The 24,127-nt window shown below is 38.2% G+C and carries 17 protein-coding genes; 2 read left to right on the top strand and 15 right to left on the bottom strand.

Going from position 1 to position 24,127, the window contains the following annotated elements; all coding sequences use genetic code 11:
- Positions 1–13: 13 nt before the first annotated feature.
- The 15 genes from NPUN_RS07010 to NPUN_RS40425 form a co-directional block, all read right to left on the bottom strand.
- A complete protein-coding gene (locus NPUN_RS07010; protein WP_012408107.1) occupies positions 14–709 on the bottom strand; it encodes a class I SAM-dependent methyltransferase in 696 nt (231 codons plus the stop codon).
- A 37-nt stretch (positions 710–746) separates the two neighbouring features.
- Positions 747–1,964 (bottom strand): glycosyltransferase family 4 protein, encoded by a 1,218-nt coding sequence (locus tag NPUN_RS07005; RefSeq protein ID WP_012408106.1) that lies wholly within the window; start codon positions 1,962–1,964, stop codon positions 747–749.
- A 48-nt stretch (positions 1,965–2,012) separates the two neighbouring features.
- Positions 2,013–3,020 carry an NAD-dependent epimerase gene (locus tag NPUN_RS07000; RefSeq protein WP_041565964.1) on the bottom strand — a complete coding sequence of 336 codons (1,008 nt, stop codon included), beginning with the start codon at positions 3,018–3,020 and terminating at the stop codon, positions 2,013–2,015.
- Positions 3,021–3,164: 144 nt separating this feature from the next.
- Complete coding sequence (locus tag NPUN_RS06995; RefSeq protein WP_012408104.1) at positions 3,165–4,796, bottom strand: DUF4091 domain-containing protein; 1,632 nt, start codon at positions 4,794–4,796, stop codon at positions 3,165–3,167.
- 299 nt (positions 4,797–5,095) lie between these two features.
- Positions 5,096–6,256: an ATP-grasp domain-containing protein gene (locus tag NPUN_RS06990; protein ID WP_012408103.1), complete on the bottom strand. Its 1,161-nt coding sequence runs from the start codon at positions 6,254–6,256 to the stop codon at positions 5,096–5,098.
- 71 nt (positions 6,257–6,327) lie between these two features.
- Positions 6,328–8,277: an asparagine synthase (glutamine-hydrolyzing) gene (gene asnB / locus NPUN_RS06985; RefSeq protein WP_012408102.1), complete on the bottom strand. Its 1,950-nt coding sequence runs from the start codon at positions 8,275–8,277 to the stop codon at positions 6,328–6,330.
- 53 nt (positions 8,278–8,330) lie between these two features.
- Positions 8,331–9,476: a glycosyltransferase family 4 protein gene (locus NPUN_RS06980; protein WP_012408101.1), complete on the bottom strand. Its 1,146-nt coding sequence runs from the start codon at positions 9,474–9,476 to the stop codon at positions 8,331–8,333.
- The gene (locus tag NPUN_RS06975) at positions 9,473–10,711 is read right to left on the bottom strand and encodes an O-antigen ligase family protein (RefSeq protein WP_012408100.1); all 1,239 of its coding nucleotides are present in this window, start codon (positions 10,709–10,711) and stop codon (positions 9,473–9,475) included. The genes NPUN_RS06980 and NPUN_RS06975 overlap by 4 nt, the downstream gene beginning before the upstream one ends.
- Entirely contained in the window at positions 10,708–11,841 is a 1,134-nt protein-coding gene (locus NPUN_RS06970) for a glycosyltransferase (protein ID WP_012408099.1), read from the bottom strand. The genes NPUN_RS06975 and NPUN_RS06970 overlap by 4 nt, the downstream gene beginning before the upstream one ends.
- A gap of 101 nt (positions 11,842–11,942) precedes the next feature.
- Positions 11,943–13,055, bottom strand: coding sequence for a glycosyltransferase family 4 protein (locus NPUN_RS06965; protein WP_041565963.1), 1,113 nt, complete (start codon positions 13,053–13,055; stop codon positions 11,943–11,945).
- Between the two features lie 28 nt (positions 13,056–13,083).
- Positions 13,084–14,463 (bottom strand): murein biosynthesis integral membrane protein MurJ, encoded by a 1,380-nt coding sequence (gene murJ / locus NPUN_RS06960; RefSeq protein ID WP_012408097.1) that lies wholly within the window; start codon positions 14,461–14,463, stop codon positions 13,084–13,086.
- Positions 14,464–14,497: 34 nt separating this feature from the next.
- Positions 14,498–16,522, bottom strand: coding sequence for a polysaccharide biosynthesis protein (locus tag NPUN_RS06955; protein WP_012408096.1), 2,025 nt, complete (start codon positions 16,520–16,522; stop codon positions 14,498–14,500).
- A gap of 1,323 nt (positions 16,523–17,845) precedes the next feature.
- Positions 17,846–18,928, bottom strand: a complete 1,083-nt coding sequence (locus NPUN_RS06950; RefSeq protein WP_012408095.1) for a glycosyltransferase family protein — start codon at positions 18,926–18,928, stop codon at positions 17,846–17,848.
- A gap of 337 nt (positions 18,929–19,265) precedes the next feature.
- Positions 19,266–20,459, bottom strand: a complete 1,194-nt coding sequence (locus tag NPUN_RS06945; protein WP_012408094.1) for an aminotransferase class V-fold PLP-dependent enzyme — start codon at positions 20,457–20,459, stop codon at positions 19,266–19,268.
- 140 nt (positions 20,460–20,599) lie between these two features.
- Positions 20,600–20,779 carry a hypothetical protein gene (locus NPUN_RS40425; RefSeq protein ID WP_148220261.1) on the bottom strand — a complete coding sequence of 60 codons (180 nt, stop codon included), beginning with the start codon at positions 20,777–20,779 and terminating at the stop codon, positions 20,600–20,602.
- 359 nt (positions 20,780–21,138) lie between these two features.
- Between NPUN_RS40425 and NPUN_RS06940 the strand changes: the two genes are divergently transcribed.
- Entirely contained in the window at positions 21,139–22,599 is a 1,461-nt protein-coding gene (locus NPUN_RS06940) for a TM0106 family RecB-like putative nuclease (RefSeq protein WP_012408093.1), read from the top strand.
- Positions 22,600–22,730: 131 nt separating this feature from the next.
- Positions 22,731–23,915 carry an esterase-like activity of phytase family protein gene (locus NPUN_RS06935; RefSeq protein WP_012408092.1) on the top strand — a complete coding sequence of 395 codons (1,185 nt, stop codon included), beginning with the start codon at positions 22,731–22,733 and terminating at the stop codon, positions 23,913–23,915.
- The last annotated feature ends 212 nt before the right edge of the window (positions 23,916–24,127 follow it).

Here is a 24,127-nt window from a genome sequence, read left to right as displayed (position 1 = left end):
AGGAATGAAAAAATTATGGCTTGGTAATCCAACACAAGACATGAGTCCGCAGAAAGGGAAATAAATTAAAAACATTATAAAGACTGGGATGAATTTTAGTAACTTGGCGACTAATGGGAGGCGCTAAACATAATTGCCAAGTTTTGATATCTCCATTGGGAAATAGCTGATGAATTTGTCTTTTAGTAACGCCTTTGACATCAGGATTTTTCGGGTTATTGAAGATAAAGTCATACCAAAGTATACCTCCTCCAGGTTTAACCATCGACCACATACGATTGGCTAATTTTTGCTGAAATTTAGGATCTAGAATTGAAGTGAAAACCGTTGATTGAAAAACAATATCAAACGAATTTTCTTCTAAATTCAGAGTCGACGCATCACCAACTAAAATTTGAGTTCCTGTTGGAAGTAAACGGCGTGCATTTACTGCATAGTCTTCGATCAATTCATTTCCTACTAAGTTCTCTGGTTGAAAACCCAAAGACATAAATAGGCTCAGGTTATTTCCATTACCACAACCAATTTCTAGTAGACGTTTGTCTTGAACTGGGGCTAGATTAGCCCAATTAATCCAACGAATCAATGCTTGACGCTTTTCTTGATAAAGCATATGACGAGATGGATTCAATGGATCGTATAAAAACGCTTCAGGGATTTGCTGACGGCGATGATAACGTTGACGGATTGCTTCAATTTCGCTAGTCATATAAGTCTCATTAGAAGAAAAATTATCAAATTATTTATTATTTCAATGTTTTTGGCAGCTTTAAAACCCGGTTATAAATATCAGCATAAGCATCTGCTACTTGGTTAAGACTGAAGTTCGTCTGAACGTGTACCCTACTTCGTTTTCCCATGAGGTTTCTTTGTTCTGGAGAATTTAGAAGTTTTAAAATCGCTGTAGCTAAAGCTTTGGTATCTCTGGGAGGAACTAGCAAACCATTCCAGCCATCTTTTACAACTTCTTTACAACCAGGCATATCAGTTGTAATTAAAGGGAGTTCCATCGTCGCAGCCTCTAACAAAACCCTTGGTACTCCTTCACGGTAATAACTCGGCAACACAAATACATCGCTTAAGTTCAACAGTGTTGGTATATCATTGCGAGGCCCAAGATAGCGAACAACCCCGGCTTGTTGGTGAATTTCTTGTATGGGTATGGCTTGTCCACCTTCAGAAGATACAGAACCGATTAAGAGAAACGTTACATTTTTCATTTGCTGGCAGACAATGCTAGCCACCTGAAGATATTCTCTCACACCCTTGGAGATGACAAGACGTGAGATCATTGTGACTACAAGCTGCCCTTCTAGTCCTAACTCCCGTCGTGTTGCTGCCAGTTTTTCTGGTTCGGCGGAGTTTTTCATCAGTCCTTCTACATCAATACCCGATCCTAAAACTAAATCATCCCGCCCATCTAGTACCATTTTGTGTTTGCAGAAATATTCGCGATCGTCAGGATTTTGAAATATAGTTATCCCTGTTGCGATCGCAGCCTGCCTTTGAAGGTGACGATATATTGGTCTGAGGGCAAGTGCTAAGGTCGATGTGGAAGAAAAGACATAACCCATTCCAGTTATAGTTCGCACCCGTCCAGGAATTCCGGTCTTCATTGCCACAATGGGTGCAATCATAGCAGGTTTAGTATCAAAACTATGAACAATATCTGGCTGATGTTGTCTAAATAAAGCCGACAGTTGGCTGCGAGTGTATATATCAGCCCAGGGGTTTATTCCACGTTCTAAAGTATATCGAAAATATGGAATCTGATTATCTGCAAAAGCATTTCCATCTTCAGATCCCACCGCCCCAACATTGAAACCTTTCTCTCGCAGTTTTAGCAACAGGGGAATACGAAGACGTATATCTTCGCCGCCAATGTGCCAAACAGTAATTGGAGAATTTTTATCATCGCTTAAAGCTTTGGTAGGTAAGGGAGAAACCGAAGATTTTTTGTCCATCTTTGAGAGGAAATTTATAAGAAAACTAGAGAGTTGCTCTTTTGATATTTAAACTTGGTAATAAGAACGATACCAACTGACGAAGCGTTCAACTCCTACCTCAATTGGTGTATTAGGTCTAAAACCCACATCTGTTGCAAGATCATCAACATCTGCATAAGTAACAGGTACGTCCCCAGGTTGCATGGGCAGTAGATTCTTTTCTGCTTTCATGCCCAAACAGTTTTCTATAACTTCGATGAAGCGCATTAATTCAACGGATTGATTATTCCCAATGTTATAAAGTTTGTAAGCAGCATTACTAATTTCTGAGTCGGACGCCTTTTCTGACAAGCTGGAATTTGGTTTAGGGATTTTATCTATTACGTGGATAACACCCTCAACGATGTCGTCAATATAAGTAAAATCTCGACGCATTTGACCATAATTAAATACATTAATTGATTCCCCTGCCAAAATTGCTTTGGTAAATAAAAATGGTGCCATATCTGGACGACCCCACGGCCCATAAACTGTAAAGAAGCGGAGTCCGGTAGTCGGTAGACCATACAAGTGGCTATAAGTATGAGCCATTAACTCGTTGGCTTTCTTGGTAGCAGCATACAAACTAACTGGATGATCTACCTTGTCGTGTACAGAAAATGGTACTTTCGTATTTGCACCGTAGACTGAACTAGATGAAGCGAAGACTAAGTGCTTGACTCTTGAGTGGCGACAACCTTCTAAAACGTTGATAAAACCGACTACATTACTATCTATGTAGGCATGGGGATTTTTGAGTGAGTAGCGGACTCCAGGCTGTGCCGCTAAATTTGCTACTACATCGAAGCCCTCTTCAGCAAATAGCATAGCCATACTTTCTCGGTCAGCCAAATCGACCTGGTAAAATTTAAAACTCGAGTTATCCTGCAATTTAGCTAACCGAGCTTTTTTGAGATTCACATCATAGTAATCATTGAGATTATCTAGTCCAAAAACTTCGTTTCCCCTAGCTAGTAATCGTTGACTAAGATGAAAACCAATGAAACCTGCGGCACCTGTGACTAAAACTTTGATCATAAATTTTTATGCTGATAAACTCTAATTTAAAAATGTTTGTGTATTTGAAATTATCTGTTTGATTTGGAATGAATGCTTTAAAAAATGGGAGTTTGTCGATTTATAAATATTGTTCTACTCCCAATTCATGACTCACTAAACTCATTTAGCATTCGCTTTCAGGAAGGAGAGTTTGTCGATTTCTGCTCCCAATTGCGATCGCACTGACTCCAGTACATTTGTATCGCGTGTCCAATTTTTCCAATCCTTACCAACGGTTCGACCAATATTTAATGCCCAAGTTCCACTACCAAGTTTTTTGATAATCTCCATATATTCGTAATCCTCAACTCCATCCCGCAACCATTTGAGTCTCATCGATGGGATGACTCCTTGAAGCCCTACCTGTTTGCCAGGATAAACAAGCATTCCTTCACCAGGGAAATTATCGCCATTATTTTTAGAATAGGTTTGAATATCATGCCAGGGATCTTTTGTCCATAGATCAACCTGCCAATACAGAATTCCAGTTAATCCCAGACTTTGACTAATGAAACCTGGCTGAATTCTATAGTTTATCGGTTGAAAATCTATCTGCCACTTAGGAGAGTATTCATCTTGCACTAATGTGTTGTAAGACCAAACTTTGTCTCCTTTTTGCAGCACTTTGGCTATTCTATCAGGAGCTTGCTCATACATTTTAGGGAGAATTGCCCAAATATCAACAGCAGAGCGCCCAGTCCCAGAACCATCGTCATAAAGCTCAGGTGTGGGTATCATTGTCACAAGGTTAGAAACCCCAGCCGAATGCAGATTTCTAGACCATTGCTTTATCTGTTGAAAAAGAGATGGGCAACGATCAATTTCATCAGCCGTGTAGTTATATAAAAACAGATCCGACTGATAGGATGCAGCAGTTTTTCGGAATTCCTCAAAAGAAGGGAGTGAATTCATCTTACATGTACTGATATCCGCTCCGCTCCAATAACCAAGACTTGCCGAAGCAAGCCCTTGCTGAACCAAACCCTGCTGATCCTGCGGGTTGATATGCTTAGGCATGAGTTTATGCTTGAGCATTTCTTCATTAGCAATCTTAGTTTTGTTGTACCAAAATGGAAAAGAAGACTTCAGCGAAGGCTTTAAAGGTAACTCGAAATTCCAAACTTTTAAGACTATTTTACTTTCAGCCTTTCCTTGATCGCTTGTGACAATAAACTTCCCTGTATATTCACCAGATTTAGCATTGCGAGGGACAAATACATCCACCCAAATAGGTTGGTTATATTGGGACTGGAGACGAAATGGAACTGCTTTTAATTCACCTGTTAGTGGAGGCTTTTGGGTTACTGGATCTAAAAATGGTATCAGCCCATCAGGATACCAACCAACGCCCAGAGGAGGGTTAAGATTATCTCTCATATTCGGGCTGGAATGACTAACATAAACATAATGTTCCCGATATAGAGTTATGTTATTTTTCGGAATTATCTGATTATTGGAACCGAGTAAATCTGATACCGAAATATTGACATTAGTCAATCCACTTGAGGGAGCTTTAATTACTAATTGTACCGATTCATATTCGCCTTTAGCAGCATAAATTTTGCTTAATGATGTGTTTGTTATTTTCTCTGTTTGTCCTATTCTTTTCAAACTTGGAACCATATATAAAACCGGGCCAATTGCCGAAGATGCTTTAGGTATTTGCCAAATATTTAAGCAAATTAATGTAATAAATATGAGCATTACCCATCGAATAAATTTCAGTTTTTTCCAAAAACGAATCATTTGCATATATTTAGATGCCCAGAGTACTTGTTGTAATTACGTTCTGTGATTTTGAATTTCCAATCAAATCCAACTTCTAGCGTCAGAAGTATCTTATATAGCAATCCACAATCATTTTTGAGAAAGAATAAGGCTGAAAATGCTTATAAATACGTGCTTTCAGTCCCCGTATTTGATCAAAAATTAAATTATGGTTGCAATATGCAATACATTCATAGCGCCTCAAGTCAAAAACCTTGGATCTTGATACAAAAATTTACGTAATTTTTGTCAAGGACATCTAAAATAAGTGCAAATTTTTCAACTCAAATCTTTACTCTAATTGAATTTGATAACAGTTTATTTAACATTACTCCATCATGGGTATTGACTATGCCTAATCGATTCCAGATTTTTTCGTAAATATTGGGTAATGGGTCTAAAATGCTTTGCCAAGCCAGATCGCTACTAATTTTTTTCATCGCCGCAAAAGGATATTTAGCTAGTAGCAATCCTTTGAGAAATTGACTTGGCGATGGATAAGGAATTTTTTCAGGTTCTGTACAAGTAACTTCTTTCTTCAGATTGTCGGGCAATTTTTGTCCTTGCGCTAACAATATACCTAAGTTTACAAAGTCTATTCCATAGGATACTGAAGCTCCGAAACTAGCCCAAAATCTGGGATTACATTCTATTACCTTAACGGAATTACTTCTCTCATCAAATCTGATATCGAAATTAGCTACACCAGTATAATTACATGAATCTATAATCTTATGAGCTATTTCTAAAATATTTTCATCTTGAAAAAACTCAAAAAAGTAGGGAACTCTCCTATTAATTGTCCAAGCTATAAGTTTTCCATTTTCTGCAAGTACATTCAGGAGAATATCATAACCAAATACATATTCTTGTACCAATATAGGTAAATTATTTATTTGACTTGCATTTGATATGTATCCATGTAAATCTACAATTGAATCTATCTTTTTGACTCCATATCCATTACCTCTATCTAAAGGTTTGACCATAACAGGAAAATTCAAATTCAATAATTTTATTTGTTCTGGTGTTTCAATCAATATTGTTTTTGGGGTGGGAATATTGTGTTGTCTCAACAGGTGATAAAATTGCCATTTATTGTTCAAATTATATATCTTATCCGCATCGTTTATCGGAAAAACTGACGAATAGCTCAATTTCTCTTTAATTAAAGCAACTAAAAATGTGCCTAAAAGACCTGATGGAATAATAATATCAATTTTCTGCTGTTTGCAGTAATCATTAATTACATCAGCTATGTTTTCAGCCCCTTGTGAAGACTCAGTAATAAAAGAAGAAATATAATTTTTGCAAAATCTTGAAAATCTTGATGAACCTGAAGATTTCCAGACGCTGATTACATGAGATTTAATATTAAGTAATCCCAGACATCTTAATAATGATAGGGTGATACCCTCACTTGAGGAAACAATTAATACATTCATTTAAACCTCCAAATAATGTGGTTTTAAGAATTTGTTAAACTTTATCAAGTTGAAATACTAAATACGAATAGTCAATGATTTGCTTCTAACCAAGCCTGGAACATTAGCACATCCCATAGACGATACTCCCAACTTGCAGCACCGGAAAGATGTTCTTCCCACTTCTCTCTAATAGGCTTGGGATTGAAAAAACCTTCGTTCTTCAGACGGTTTTCATTTAGCAATTCCTCAGCCCAATCTCTTAAAGGGCCTCGTAACCAGCTATTAATTGGAACTCCAAAACCTACTTTCGGACGCTCAACTAAAGTGGGAGGCACATATTTATATAAAACTTGGCGTAATAGCCATTTTCCTTGACCATTCCGAATTTTCATAGATAGTGGTAATCGCCAAGCAAATTCAACTAAGCGGTGATCTAAGAAAGGTATACGTCCTTCCAAACTTACCCCCATACTGGCTCGATCTACTTTGACGAGAATATCGTCTGGTAAGTAAGTCACGGTGTCGAAATACATCATGCACTGGGTAAAGTCAAGTAGGTGTGGCCAATTTTGAGAATTGCTTAAGATTGTTGGAGGCTCTAAGCCATCTATGACTAGTGCTTTAGGATCTTCCCAGTGGGAAACTAACTTTGTATATATTGCTGTGGGATTAGGAAGTGCCATAATCTCGGAAAAGGTGTGTAATTTATTTCCGAATTCAGGTTGTTTAATTCTGCTTGGTAGTAAGGCATTAACATTAGCAAAACCACGATTCCAATTTTGAGGCGATACGCTAGTCAAAGCACGTGCAGAGTTCTTACGCACGGTTGTTGGTATCCAACCAATTGCTTGCCAAATTTTTCGACCAAATAAATAACGGTTATATCCAGCAAACAGTTCATCTCCTCCATCCCCTGATAAACTGACAGTTACCTGTTGTTTGGCTAACTGTGATACCAAAAAGGTAGGAATTTGAGACACATCTGAAAAAGGTTCATCATAGAGAAACGGTAGTTTAGGAATAACTTCCAGCGCCTCTTTGGGGTTGACATATAGTTCGGTGTGGTCTGTACCCAGGTGTTTGGCAACGGCTTTGGCGTGTTTTGCTTCGTTGTAAGCTTCTTCATTGAAACCGATAGTAAATGTTTTCACTGGTTGGCTACTTTGTGCCTGCATCAATGCAACTATGGTGGAAGAGTCGATTCCACCAGAGATAAATGCACCCAATGGCACATCTGCTACCATACGTAGTCCTACCGCCTCTCGTAATAGAGCTTCTAGTTGGATTACAGCTTCCGATTCTGACCCCATAAATGGTTCAGCAATGCCCAATTCTGTGACTTCCCTAGCAGACCAGTAGGTAACTGGATCTGGATGAGCATCAATACCATTCCAGGATAAGAGTGTTCCTGGTGGTAACTTGTAGATACCTTGGTAGATTGAATAGGGTGCTGGAAGGTAGCTATATCGAAAAAACTGTGTTAAGGCATCGCGGTTAATTTCAGCCCGAAAATTGGGATGGGCTTTTAAGGCTTTTAACTCAGAAGTAAATAGAAAGGTGCTACCTTGCCAACCATAATAGAGGGGTTTTTCACCCAAGCGATCGCGCCCTAAATGTAAAATCCGCTTTTGGCGATCCCACAAAGCAAAAGCAAACATGCCATTGAAGCGCCGAATAGCTTTATCCAACCCCCACTCACTAAAACCCGCCAACATGATCTCAGTGTCAGAATGTCCCCGAAAATTGTGACCTAATTGAGTTAGCTCACGCCGTAATTCTAAAAAGTTATAAATTTCTCCATTAAATACAACCATATAGCGACCATTTGCAGACATCATGGGTTGATGTCCTAACGGTGAGAGGTCAACAATCGACAAACGCCGATGTCCTAAAGCAACTCCTACCTCTACATCTGTCCAGATTCCCCCATCATCGGGGCCTCGATGTAGTAAGGTTTTTGACATTTTTTGAATAGTCTCATCCAAATGCTCGCCACTAAATTGTTTAGATATATCCCAAAAACCGGTAATGCCACACATGGGTATTAAACCTTTATCTTTAATTATTAGACTTATCTGAAAATTAGATTTTTTTAAGTAGACATATTAGACAATATTTTTTCATACACTAACTCATATTTAGCTACAACAGAATTTAAAGCAAAATCTTCAGTAATCCTGGCTCGTGCGGCTTTGCCCAAAATGTTTCTACCCTCTTCACCTAAAGCAATTAACTCTTTCCAGGCATCCGCTAACATCTGGGGATTCCGTGGCGGAATCACCTTTCCTGTATTACCTACAATCCAACCCGAATCACCAACATCTGTGACTACACAGGGAATACCGCAAGACATTGCTTCTCCTATAACTAAAGGAAATGCTTCACCATAAGCGGAGGCAGAAGTAAAAATATCAAGACTTGTTATCAAGCGAGGAATATCTTTTCGCTCTCCTAATAGAGATATGCGATCGCCAATACCTAATTCTTTAATTAATTTGTTTAGGGTTGGATTATCTCGATCAACTCCTTGACCAATCATCAAGAAGTTAATATTAGGATGCTCTTTCAAGAAAAGTGCAGCTGCTTGAATAAAATTTGCATGATCTTTCATCGGGTGATAACGGCATATCAACCCAATTAATAAAGATTCATGAGGTAAACTCAACTCTGAACGAACATCAACTCGCTCTGTTAATGAAGGAGAAAATGATATTGTATCAAACCCATTCGGGATTATACAACTATTCTTACTAGAATATCCTAAAGCTTCATGCTGTAACTTACTATTTTGAGAAACGAACAATACCTGTTTAGGTAAGCGAGAAATATAAGCACTAAATTTAATAATGGCCACAGTCATTTTTTTGTCCGATTCTAAAGAATCAATAGAATAATGAATACTCCACACAATAGGAATTTTATTACCATTTAAAAAGCTGGCAAATTGCGCGGCTAAATTGCCATGATACATCCAGCCTTGAATTATATCTGGTTGAAGTCGATCGACCAGATGAACCAAGCGCCAAACGTCAACTGGCATAGGAATGCCTCCTCGATTCATACCAATGGTGTGAACTGGGATACCTAATGCCTCAATGCGATCGCCCAATGTACCACGATCCATCAAAGAAACTACAATTGGTTCAAACCGCTCCTGGTTTATCTGAGAAAGCAGCTTGTAGAGCATCATTTCTGCACCGCCAGTTGGCAATCCAGTAATAATATAAAGAATTTTCATGATTTATAGTTAAGTCTTTGATTACTCTGATTCATAGTAGCCATTAGTGAAAAAGTCATTAATTGAAAGCGCTGTTCCACAATGTTATGACTGAAAAAACCCCAAATAAGACAAAAAGCCACAAATGCCAAACTAATATATTTATTATTTTTCTGGTATGGACACGTTGCTGCATAAATTAATAACGGATAAATAAAAGCGCCTATCACTCCATGATCAGCCATAAAATATAAATACATATTGTGTGTAGATATATCATGTGTAGCTAATCCCCCAACACTTAAACCACGAGTAGAAGCAATGCCATTACCAATGAACGGATGTTCGCTAAACATCTGCCAAGCAATTTTTACGACCTCGATTCGAGCCAGGGCCGCATCGTCATCAGTGCTAGAAGGAGAACCAAATTCTTGCAATCTTCCCAGGACATTATCATTTATCAAGCCCATATCTTGGAGACTATCTAAGTTAACTAAATTTCCAGTTATTCCCACAATAGTAATCATCATTACTAATCCTGCAAACCATGCAAATAATTGTTTACGAGGGATTACATACGCATTAATAAAAATTATCATTACTATAATCCAACCAAGAAGCGAACCGCGTGAGAATGTGAGAAAAACACCAAGACCAATTAGTAAAGCAAAAGGAGTTCGATATTTAGGCTGTAATAAATCCACACCAAAAATTAAACTGAGAACCAGCGCACAACCAGATGTATTAGGATTTATGTAAAACCCTGCTGCACGTCCTGTCTCATTCACTGCACTAAATATTAAAGGATTAAAAAACTCATATATATTAACAGTTGTAGCTAATAAACCAGCAATTATAATTGCATAACGTGTGAAAGCTTGAACAATAGAATATTTAGAAAATATGATTAATGTCAACAATAAGAAAATTATAGATAATATTCTAGTTCTTAGTTCTTGGAATGCTTCTGTAGTTGATGAAAATAGCCAAAAATAAAATAACGAAATTACAAAATAGCCAACACACCATCTAATTAAGTTTTTTGACAAAAACTTTTTCCTAGAAGAAAACGAAAAAATTATCGGTGTTGAAGCCCCAATAAGAAGGATAATCCAATGTAAAGGTTCTAAGGGAAGGATTCCTGCTGTTTGCCAATAAACATCTAGATTGGTAAAAAATATCAAGACAGCTACTACAGCTAACCAGCATTGATAATAAATTAGAAAATTAGTCTTTTTATTGGAGACTTTAATCATAAGACATTTATAGATAAAAGACTATTTTGCGTTTTTAGGCTCAAATTTAATACGGAAAAATGTGAGATTATACGCTGTCGAATGTGGCAGCTAGAGTAACTTTTACTACTAATAATATTGATTAAACTTGTAATTCCCGCTTTCAATGCTTCTGGATTATTCGGTGGTACAACTATACCTGTGTCATCAATAATCCAGGCTGAATCACCTACGTCGGTAACGACACATGGCACTCCACAAGCCATTGCTTCTCCAATTACATTAGAAAATCCTTCTCCGTAGCTTGAAGATGAACAAGTGATATCTAAGGCATTATAAATGTCAGGCATATCAGCACGCCCACCTGCCCAGATAACTTTTTCAGCAACTTCTAATTCTTCGGCTAATTGATACAGTTCTTGTGCATATTCGTGTGTTCCTATACCGACACAAACAAAACAAACATTTTCTCTCTCTTTACACAACAATGCCACCGCTTTAAGAAAAGTAGGATGATCCTTCATAGGATCTAAGCGTCCTATCAAACCAATCAAAATTGTATCTTTTGAAATTCTCCATTCTGTTCGCACCCGTAAACCAGCTTCTGAATTAGGCTGAAAACGTTCAGTATCAATGCCATTAGGAATAACTACCATTTTCTTGGCAGGAAACCCATGAGACAGATGATAGGCTTGACCTGCGTGAGAATTGACAATAATCAGGTCTACAAAACGAGAAAGCAAACATTCAATCTCAAAGATTAAACGGTCTAACCAATCATAGCTATCAAGGCTAATATTAGAATCACGAATTCCCCAAATTATAGAAGTTGAAAGGAAAAAAGGTTTTAAGAAGATAGTGAGTAAATTAGATTCACTCAGATATCCATGCAATGAATCAGGTTGTATTCGTTTTAAATGTCCCATAAGTCGCCATAAAAATCCAAATATATCCCAACGTCCTCGTTTTTCTAGACATATAGTTTGGATATTGTTATTTTCTAAATCCTTCTGTAAAGATCCGTTTGCATAGAAGAAAATAACGGTAGTATTAAAAATTTGCTTATCAAGATTTTTTACTAGGGTAATTAATTGTCTTTGAGCGCCACCATACCCAAGATCGCGAATAATAAATACAATTTTTTTTCTCATAGTTGATAATTTTTTAATCAGATTTTTTCTTTAAATTATGCTTAATCTAAAATTTCAATATAATTACTCCAAGTAGCTAGAAAAAAGAAATTGTCTGAAAATCATGATTCAACAACATCTTTAACAACAAATTCCCACATTTCCATAATTTTATCTATGCTAAAACGTTCAGCAATCTCTGATGCATTAGTTGCTAGATTTTTTCGCTTTTCTTCATCAGACATTAGAAGCTTTATCGCCGATGTTAATGCTAAAACATCCTCATTAGGTACTAATAAACCATCGATACCATCACGAATGATCTCTCTAGGCCCATTAGGACAATCTGTAGAGATAACTGGTAGTCCAGAAGCCATTGCCTCACATAGTGCATTTGGAAAGCCTTCAAATCTTGAGGACATCACGTAAATATCAGCTTCTTGGAGAAATTCATAAATATTCTTTACTCTTCCGAGAAAATAAACGCGACCATTGAGTTGTAACTGATGACACAACTCTGTCAAATCTAAATGTAAAATTCCTTCTCCTAAGATAACCAACTGCCATTCAGAAAAATCATCTTTCAAATTAGCGAAAGCTTGTAGTAACAGGTCAAACCCTTTTTGCGATTCAAGTCTTCCTACAGCAATCAGCAATTTTTGCCCAGGTAATTTGTTAAATAATTCTTGGGGTTTGCATGGTTTATTAGGTGGTAATAATACCGGATTAGGAATAACACAAATACGATTTTTTAAACTGGATGGAAAATAATTCAATGCTCTTTGAGTTTGAACAATAACTCGTTGTGCGAATGGATAAGTCAATTGACGAAGTTTCACCCAAATGGAGCTTTTAGTAAGACGAATTTTAGGGTTATTTCGCTCTGAGACTAAGACTGGCACATTTAAACCTCTAGTTGCTAGCAAGGTAGTCACATTTGCTTCACTCATAAAGCTAATCACAATGTCTGGATTACTAGCAGTAATAGCAAGCCGTAGTTTAAAAATTCGGTACAAGTTATTCTTGACTGCTGCTATCAGATTAGAAGAATCTCGCGCTATATGTAAAGGAATATAACTAATTCTGGAATCGAGATCATAAAACGGAGGCTGATTTCCACAAAAAGTCAACAAAGTGACTTTCCATCCTTTGCTAGCCCAGTAATTGGCTATGATTGATAAAACTCGTTCTGCACCACCTGAATAAAGTGAGGGGATGACAAGTGTTAGTCGCATTTTTGTGAATATTTGTGATTCATCATTTTTAACCATTTGGTATTATAGATTTTTGATTAATTTTCTTAATTGCAAAAAATAGTAAGAAGAAGAAAGAAAACATATAAACACAGGATGTTGATAAGGCAATACCCGCAACCCCTAGCCACTGGATGAATAGATAGTCTAAGGCAATATTGATCATCAGGTTAAAGCCAGATCCCCACATCAAAATTTGATTAGATCGTGTTGCTGATATGAAGCGGACTACCAAAATACCTGGGCCACGTAAAGGTATCTGCAAAGCATTAAAAGCTTGTATAGTAGCTACCAGTTGAGTATCGTTTGCCGTAAATAAGCCTCTCTGAAAAAGTATTTGTACTATAGTCCCAGAAAATAGAATTATCAGTAATGCTATTGGTAAAGTGACTGCAAATATAGACTTCATATAGTGCTTCAATGTATGACGCACTCCTACCCAATCTTCACGGGCTACCATTGTGGAAAAATAAGGAATTACTGCAGTACTTAATGCTTGAGTCATTAAAGTGATTGGGAATGCACTTAAACGATTACCATAGTTGAGTGCTGCTACACTTCCGGGTAACAATGTTGCCGCCATTGCTTGATCGACTATTCCTGTACTGCACATTAAAAAGCCTCCAGCAATCATTGGAGCATACTGATTTGCTACTTGACGTAAGTTATTGTCAAATCCATACCATCTTGGAAGCAGAAAAACCCTTTGTCGGCGTAGTGCAATTCCCAAGAGAGTTATTTCTAGAACTGCACCGCCAACCAATCCTACTGCTAAAGCGAATACGCCCCAAAACTTCCCTCCCAGGAAAAGTAAAATGATAGTAATAACTGGAGTCATGACTGGACTGAGGGCTGTTAAAGCAAAACGCTCTCCTGCATTCAAAACAGCACTCCAGATTGTGACAATTCCAGTCAACATCACAATTGGCGAAATTACACAAAGCAGTTTAAAGGTCAGATTTACTTTTTCAGCACTGAATCCTGATGCCAGATGTGGCAAATATAGTGGTGCAGATGCCACTATTAATATGGTAGTAATCCCTAAGAGTCCTAGACTCCAAACTGTAGCTCCTGAAAAAAGTCTTTGTGCTGCTTTTGCTCCCTCTTCTTCTCGTACTCTAATATAGGTGGGAATCAAAGCAGCATTAAAAGAACCAGCTACGACATTGATAATAAATTCTGGAACTAGCAAAGCAATTAAAAATGCATCCAGTTCGTCTCCCGTGCCAAATTTCCAGGCAATGATGATTTCTCTTACCACAGCCACTACTTTCACTAATGCTGTGCCGAAGGCGACCGTAATCGCTGCACCCAAAATTTGGCGATTGACAGAGCCACTGGTGAGTTTTTTCCAGTAATCAAGTAAGTTATGCAATTGCCAACTTTTCATATCATAAATCCAACAATTACTTGGGTTAATAAACCTATTTCAATGACAATTTTTTCGAGAGATAATTAGATAGATTTTTATTACTCTCTAAGTTATTGATTTCACTAGTTAAATTTTTAGGTTTATATTCGGGTATTAGCTGCTCAAGCAAAAATATAATTGAATTTGTATCGTTCTTATATGCTGCTCGATGCAAAGACTCTACAACGAAATCCAGATTTTTTGGCACAGTACGACTAGAATTTTTTACTATTAATAGTTTTTCATGTTGAGTACGTTCATATTCTTCTCCTTCAATAAATAATTCTTCAAATAATTTTTCCCCTGGTCGCAAGCCTGTAAATATAATCTCAATGTCTTTGTTAACTTCATATCCTGAAAGACGAATGAGTTCCTTAGCTAAGTCAACTATTTTTACAGGCTTACCCATATTCATCATTAAAACTTCACCACTACGACCAAGTACTGCGGCTTGTAAAACAAGTTGCACTGCCTCTGGAATGGTCATGAAATAACGGCAGATATCAGGATGGGTAACTCTGACTGGGCCACCTGCTGCAATTTGTTTTTTGAAGGTGGGAACTACGCTACCTCGGCTTCCTAAAACATTGCCAAAACGCACGGCAACATAAGGCTTACCACTTTGTCTTGCAGCTTGTAACACTAACATTTCTGCAACTCTCTTGCTGGCTCCCATCACATTGGTAGGATTAACTGCTTTATCTGTGGAAATCATCACAAAATGTAGAACATCATATCGCAGAGCCATTTCCAACAAATTTTTTGTCCCAATCACATTGTTGGTAATGGCTTCTGGGGAATTTAATTCCATCAAGGGGACGTGCTTGTGGGCAGCAGCATGAAAAATTACATGAGGCTGGAATTGCTCAAAAACATGATTTAGTCGTTCCTCGAAACGAATATCAGCAATTAAACTCGATATGTAAGGAGTATATTTTTGTGCTTCGCCATTCTCTTTCATGGCTTCCACAATTTTTTCTAGCTCTTGTTGGATATTAAATACTGAGTTTTCTCCGTGTCCCAATAGCATAATTTCTGCTGGGCGGCACTGGCAAATTTGACGGCAAAGTTCGCTACCAATCGATCCACCTGCACCTGTAATTAATACTTTCTTACCTTCAATAAATTGGGCAACTACTTCAATATCCGTCTGTACAGGTTCGCGTCTGAGCAAGTCTTCGATACGTACATCGCGAATGCTGTCTATTCGCACGGGGCCATTCAGGATTTCGTGTATTCCTGGGAGAGTGCTAGTCTGAATTCCATTTGCTTTGCAAATATCAACAATTTCCCGAATTACTTGTCCTGCAACACTTGGCATTGCAATTATGACTTTGTGGATTTGCTGATATTTCACTACGTCAGTTATATAGTTGCGATCGCCTAGTACAGGAATACCACGAATGTTTACATTTAATTTTTGTGGATCATCGTCAATGAAGGCTACAGGATAAAAACCTAACTGCGGATTTATCTGCATTTCTTGTACTAACGAAACGCCTGCGCTACCAGCACCAACTATTAATACCCGCTCCTGTGAATTCAAGACTGTTTGTTTATGGCTAGTTATTTCCACTGCCCTAACGCTGAAACGCAGCCCACCAATCAAAGCCAAGGAAAGCAAACCATCAATCAATGGTAACGATTTTGGCAGTTTTTCTATAGAGAAATGAAGTATGGTATGTAACACATAAAATAAAAACTCTTGAATGATGACCGCAAACAAGAACAGCATTGTTATATGTATAAGATCCTCAATACTGGCGTAGCGCCAGTAACGGCTATAAAAACTAAAACTACACAATAAAGTTAATTTGACTACTGAAAACAGTATTGTTGCAATTACTAACTCTAATATGTATGTATTGAGGGTGAGAGCGTCATCCAAACGTAGAGTCAGAGCTAATAAAGGTGTGATTGAAAATAAAATAAGATCGCAAAAGAAAAAATGCCTATTTCTCAGATTTAGTAATTGGATCAGGAGTGTGTTGCCAAGCTTTTGTGCTAACGAGTGCAAAGGAAAAATAAATAAGTTCATCTGAGTAAAAGTGTTTCAATTTTCAAGTTTTTATGGATCTTTAGTTAATAGAATTTGCTAGTTTTATTTAATGTGCATTAAGGAAGTTGCCGTTTATAAAAAGGTGAAACACAAAATGAAATACCACCTAGTAAATATTTACCTGGTGTGAATAATAACAGGACGACAGTTGTTCTACTTGGGGAGACCTTAAGTAGAGCAAATAACTCCAGAAGGCAGCAATTACATTAGAGATTGCTTGACTTCGTTTTCCATGACAAGTATTAAACTAGACATGATATCGCGCCCACAGAAGGAACGTTTCTTGCAGTGCTGGTTCCCCAAATCTCTGATTTGGAGTGGGGCTTAAACTTTTGCTCATAATTGGCCGTAGCAACTATGCTGAGGGCTGTCTCATAACTGAGCCTCCTGTTCTTTGCATAGCGGCCTTTCTTGCTAAATTAGAGGATAATATTGAACTTATTCATCACTCTAACTTTTCTTTCCGAGCTAGTGAAAGTAAGTTCTCTATATTGATGATGTCAAGTTGTTAAACTGAATATCAAGTTGTTAAACTGATATCAAGTTGTGATTATTAGACTATTGTGAGTTTCTAATATTTACCTCTCATATAGGAATGTGACTTAAATTTTGAAAGCATACTGAGACTTAGATATTAGTCCAGCCAAGCTTTTATTTTCCAAACTTTTTACTCATCAAATCTTAGTCCGGCATTTATCCCTACAGGGAAGATAATATGGTTGTAGTAATTTGTAAGTATGTGTCCTCGATCACAGTAAAAATGTGCTTTGGCACACTGCTCATTGAGACAAATTAATATAATAACTAACTGACAACAAAAGATATATTATCACTCTTCAGCATAATTAAAATAAGTCTGCGACAACCTGCCATTTCGTCCATTCCCATTGTGGGATAATGATTACGGTTGTGCTAACTTTGTCAAACAAACAACGAATATTGCCACCGATCAATTTGTTCAATTTTTTGGAAATTTACAAAAGTTGATTGCGTTTGATAAATGATAAACTTAGCCTATGAAAAACTTCATCCCCTTGTAAGAAGAGTTTTCAGGTATAGGGTATGGAGAAGAAGTTACCCGTGAAGGCAGTTGCTACAACGGAGGGAACCTCCTACCTGCTAGCAAAAACGCTGTGCTAATATTAGTTACCTATAGTGGAAAACGCTCCTATAGCAAATTCACCGCAACGCACTGTCTACCTTGCCCTGTCCCCCACTGTCTCTTTCTTGACCTGTGTTTTTTAAGATATTTATGAGCAATCTTAGGTAGCAGTCTGTTCGCCACTATAAGTTAAGTAAAGTTTAATGACTGCGAAAATAGGTGATAATAGCATGAGCGATCGCTTCATTACCATCCTTAGCAATTAGCTGGGATCGCTTTGGTAGTTCGGGTAACTGATACAGAAAATCCCAAGTCCCTTGAAAAAACTCAGATGGGGTGATGATTTGATGCTGGTTATAATTTGTTATACCTTCTAGTAGAAAAGTTGCTTCGGCAAAGTCCTCACGGGGAATAGTAACAATAGGTACTCCCAAGAGTGTAGCTTCAGCAAAAGTACTGTAGCCAGGTTTAGAGACGACTCGCCTACAAATAGGCATAAAATCTACTGGGCGGTATTTACGGTCATTAATTTTCACTAAATTAGGTAAATCAGGTGCAGATCGATCGAAGACGATAAATTGCCAATCTGGGAATCGCCGCAGGTTATTGTAGGGAATTTGCTGCAAACCCAAGCCGCCAAAGGTTAATAAAATGGTTTTTTCAACAGGTGCAGTTATTCCCCAAAGAGAACGTAAATCATCAGTAGAGTAACGGGGGGAACCACCTGTTAGGCCGACATCTGTAATATTGTGAAAAGCCTGCATCGGTTCGTGGAAGGGAAGACGAAATAAGCGATCGCACTTTGAGTACCAATCACTAATCCAATCTGCAACTGCTGTAAATTCCCCTCCCCAATCTCGGTAGATAAAGTCCCAGCCAAAGTTACTCATCATCCAGCAAGGGATATTTGCACCTTTGGCAAACCCAGGAGTCAGGAAGGGAATATCTGCCAAAATGAGATGAACGCGATTTTGGCGGATAAAATTCACTTCTGAGGCAATCAGCGAATTTTGATGTTTCTTAATATCCAGCAATTTTTCTAAAGTCCCTACTTTATCCATTGTCAAACTATCGGTTTGCACCACACCCAAATCAAATGCACGGGGACGATAGATGAAATCGCCTTCTATATAGCACTCTAGCAACCAGCGCGGGGCAGTAGTAACAATAATTAGCAAAATTTCTGGACATAATTTTTGAATTGTTGCAGCGACGGAAGCCATGCGTGTAGCATGTCCAAAGCCGTGGTTAGTGATGGCTAAGTATAAGATTGGGCGTTCCATTTAAAAGGTAGGAGGTAGAAGTTATACGAATTCTGTATGAAGCTGCGTCAAATTATATGAGCAACGAACCGCAAAGGACGCATAGACACGTTCGCGGAGCATCTCGTAGAGAAATGGCTTCCCGCAGGGTAGGACACAAAGGAAGAAAGGAAATTTGGTGTAGCCTCACAAAGAATTGGTATTAGGAGTTAGAACTTAAAATCGTAATTACTAGACTGATAACTCTAGGACTTAGGCAAGAGTTACGGAATAACTAACCACAGAGGCGCAGAGGACACGGAGAAATAAGAGTTGGAGAGATATTTTGCGTAAGTCCTAAACTCATAACTCCTAATTTTTAACTAATTTTGCAAAAACTTTGAATAGCCTCAACTAATTGGTCGATTTCTGATTCTAAAGTCAGGTAATGGATGGTGGCACGTATACAACTAGGATCGGCAATTGTCCGAGTTAATATGTTTTGTGAGTCTAGAAATTGTACTAACTTGAGATGAGCTTGGGGCTGATTATTTGCAAGTTGGAATGAGACTATACCGCTTTCAGGTGGGGATGTTCGCAAACATTTAACATCGGGTAACGCCACTAAGCGCTGCCAAAGATACCCACTGTTTTGGTAAATTTGCTCGTAACGTTCCTGTGAAGTTCCCCATTGCTGATGAATTGCGATCGCTTCCTTTAACCCAACATACAACGGATAAGCTAATGTAGACACTTCATACCGTCGCCCATCGGGAAGCCAGTCCACAGGCTGAGATTGACTATCTACAACAATGCCATTCAAGCCAATAAAGGTAGGCTTCAGGCTTTCTCGTGCTTCTGGGCGAACATACAAACCACCAGCACCCGCAGGGCCACATAGCCATTTGTGACCAGTGAAAGCATAAAAATCTACACCCAATTCTGTCAAGTTTAAAGGTAATAAACCAGCAGATTGGGCAGCATCTATCAACAGGAAAGAATGATTATTTCTGCATACTTCGGCAATTTTCTTAAGGGGTAAAACTTGACCAGTATTCCAGAAAACATGACTTAAGATTACAAGACGGGTATTAGGACGTAAGTGCTGGGCAATAACTTTTACAGGGTCGCCCTCATTTAAAGTCGCCTTCAGAGGACAGGTGGTAACTTCTACCGCGAATCTCCGTGCGATTTCTTGTGTGGTGGCAATCACGCCTGGATGTTCGCAGTCTGAGAGCAGTATGTGGTCGCCAGAATGCCAGTCAATGCCCCACATAGCGATATTACAGCCAACTGTGACATTCTGGGTAAGGCTAATTGTTTCGCTTGGTGCATTTAACTCAGAAGCGATCGCAACTCTAGCGGCTTGAGTCTGCGGCGCTATCCAGCGATACGCCTCATTACCAAAGGGCCCTATTTGCTGAACATAAGCCTGAGTTTCGGTCATAGCATCCATTGCCCTTTGGGGCATTGGCCCTTGTCCCCCATAATTGAAATAAGTCTTATTGGCTAAAGCGGGAAATTGCTCTCGATGGCTATGCAGCTTGGTTTGGGTGACAGAAAGACTAGTCATAATTTCTAAGGGATATCTTTTGTTTACAGGCTATTGATACTTAGTAGCAATGGTAAAAATAGGGATGAGATTAATTTAAGCGATCGCAGCCAAATCTTATCTTGTAATCAATAACGATAAATGCTTTCTGACTTTTTTTCTTAAATTCTGCACTGTTTGAGGAGTTCTCTAATTAAAGCGTTAACGATCGCTTGTCCTGCCAGCATCACCTCTTGAAATAAGGCAGACTGGATAGGTGGAGGAAGTTCATACAACTCTCTAATATGTTTTTTTAGAAGAATTAGGGAGTATCCACAATGAAATTGACGATCGCCAATCACAAAGATTGAATGCTCAAATTCATGGATAAAGTAAGGATTCTTACCGCGTCTCCAGAGTGTGACACGCTTACAGATGAGGTATGGCTATGTTGTTCTGTCATATACCCTTGTAATGATGGATAAAACTTGATTTTGTTATTCTCCCTTATCTATCACCCAAAAGAAACGCAAACACTTAGCTGTTGACTGTATAGAATAAACGGCTAATCAGGTTTAGAGGCGTTGGCGTAGCCTACCGTAAGCTACGCGCAGCGTCTGTCTACGACACTCTGCACGAACGCAGAGAAGGTATCGCCACTTGCAAACTTTAGTTGTCTAAGTTACTCCCACATAATACTAATTCTTGTTAACTTAAAAGAATGCTAATTAATGCTGAACTCCTACTCCAATACCAACGTTGTAAACGCCGAACTTTTCTAGATATCCACGGTGACAAAAGTCAGCGCGATGCACCCAATGAGTTGCTGCGGAAGCTGCAACAGGACAAAATCGCTCATCAGCTAAGTGCTTTGGCACAGATGACTTACCACCAACCAGATTATTCTTATGGAAACTGGGAAAAAGCAGAGAAGGCAACTTTAGAATTGATGGAGCGTGGCGTTGAGTATATTTATAAAGGAGTACTGCTAGCAAATTATTCTGACGAATATACCTTGCTGAGTCGCCCAAATTTACTCGTCAAACAGCCAGGACAGTCTCGTTTTGGAGATTGGATGTATGTCCCAGCTAGTATTGAATTGGGTAAGCGCCCTAAGCAAGAATATCAAGTTGTCGCTGCATTTCATACTCAAGTGTTGTCAACAGTGCAGGGAGTTGTACCAGAAACAGCTTTGCTGATATTGCGAACGAAAAACAGCAATTATGCCGTAGATTTGTTCAAATGGATTCCACGAATGCAGCAAATTCTGGAGGAGTTTATTGAAGTTTTAGAGTTACCGAATCCGCCAGAAGTGTTTATTTCTCGGCAAAAGTGCAATTTTTGCCATTGGTATAGTCAATGTTATGCTGTTGCTCAATCTGAAAAACATCTCTCACTATTACCAGGCGTAACACCTCTTCGCTACACTCAACTCCAAGACGTAGCTATCACCACACTAGAATCTCTTGCTAATACCAGTCCCAGCACCTTAGAAAATCTAGTTGGTTTCGACCCAAAAGTAGCACCCAAGCTAGTAGTGCAAGCTCAATCTGCATTGGAAAAACGACCCCTAGTTTTACCCTACCCGCTACCAATAGAAGATATTACATTCACAGCACCCATAGAGCTTTACTTTGATATTGAGGCACAGCCAGACTTAGATTTAAATTATCTTTTGGGGGTTTTGGTCGTTGATAGACTTGCCAACACAGAACAGTTTTATTCGTTTTTAGCAGATAAACCAGAAGACGAAGAATTAGTTTGGCAGCAATTTTTGGATTTAGTTTGGCAATATCCCGAAGCACCAATTTATCATTTTTGTGTCTACGAGTTTGATACAGTCAAACGGCTAGCAAAGCTTTACAACACTCCCTACGCCTCAGTGCGCCCTGTACTGAACCGATTTGTGGATGTGTATGAACAATTAACCCAAAGTGTAGCATTACCTGTAGAAAGTTATGCCCTCAAAGCGATCGCGCGTTGGTTAGGATTTGAGTGGCGGGAAAAAGAAGCAAGTGGTGCCAAATGTATTTACTGGTACGATCAGTGGCTAGAAACAGGCGATCGCACCTTACTAGAAATTATCCAAAGCTACAACGAAGATGATTGCCGCGCTACCCACAGAGTAAAAGACTGGCTTGTAAACTTTTTTCAGGACGAATATGGTTTGCGACTAGCTTAAGTGATTTCGTATTTTATAAAGGTTTTCAATTTGTTGAAATATACCTTATTTTTAGCAGCGCACAAATATGTAGCGCTATATTCTTTAGCGTGATATCTTATTTGTAATTTTACATCCTAGCAAAAAACTCTATGCAGCTAATTAAGAAAACCTTCGTAATGCCACGAATTATTTACTTATTTATCTCGATTATAATTATCAGCTTTTTATTCACAAACTTACCATCAAGTGCTGTTGAAGTTAGTAATATAGAGTTTATCGGTGAAGCTACTTTACCGAAAGGTTTAATCTTTAAAAAAACCGAAGTTGGAGGTTTATCTGGAATTACATATAATGCAAAAAACAACCTTTATTATGCTATCTCTGATGATCGTGGACAAAAAGCTGCTGCCCGCTTCTACACTCTGAAAATAGATTTAAGCAAGGGTTCTTTAAAAAAGAGCGGAGTTATTCCTGTAGATGTTACCACATTATTAAATGAAAACGATCAAACATTTCGCCCCAGTGAAACTGATACAGAAGGTATTGCATTAACTAATAAATCAACTGTATTTATTTCTTCCGAAGGCGATTCTACAAAACTAATTAATCCTTTTATTAAAGAATTTTCACTATCTTTTGGTAAAGAAATTACAACACTTTCCATCCCAAATAAATTTTTGCCAGATAAAACTGGTAAACAAGGTATCCGTAACAATTTGGCTTTTGAAAGCCTCACCATCACACCTGATAAAAAGAATCTATTTACAGCCACCGAAAATGCTCTCATTCAAGATGGTGTTGCCGCTAAACCTAACATTGGTAGTCCTTGCCGAATTTTGCAATACAACTTACTCAACGGCCAGCCAGAAAAGGAGTTTCTTTACCAGACAGAACCAGTTTCACCCTTTTTGAATCTGACTGGCAAATTTGCTAGTGGATTACCTGATTTACTTGCTCTTGATAATCAAGGGCACTTCCTAAGTTTAGAAAGGTCTTTTACTGGTTTAGGATTTGCTATTTCCCTATTTCAGGTTTCTTTAGAACAAGCTGATGATATTCATCACATAGATAGTCTTTTAGCAATTGACTTTAAAAATATTAAACCAATTCAGAAAAAACTACTGTTAGATTTGAAAACCCTAGATGTACTACTAGACAACATCGAAGGCTTAACTCTTGGCCCTAAACTACCCGATGGTCAACAATCATTAATTCTTGTGAGTGATAACAATTTTAACTCACTACAACGTACTCAGATACTAGCCTTTAAAATGAAAATTGAAACACCACTGATCAGATTATTACGTCGTTTACTGCCGAATCTCAATCGTTAATGAGACACAAGCATCCCCCCTTTACTGCTATTTATTTATTTCTGCTTATTCCTGTGTATTCACGGAATCTACTAGGTAACTTTATCTAGCCTATTCGTAGTTTACGTGTAATTTCTCAACCGTATTCCTTAATAAATATGTTACATAATGTTTAAGAAATTTTGCAGGCAGATTAACCATAATGGCAGTATATTATTAATTTTCGACAAATT

Source organism: Nostoc punctiforme PCC 73102, assembly GCF_000020025.1.
GTDB lineage: Bacteria > Cyanobacteriota > Cyanobacteriia > Cyanobacteriales > Nostocaceae > Nostoc > Nostoc punctiforme.
Note: the sequence above shows the minus strand (reverse complement) of the source record. Positions and strands in the feature narration are given on the sequence as shown.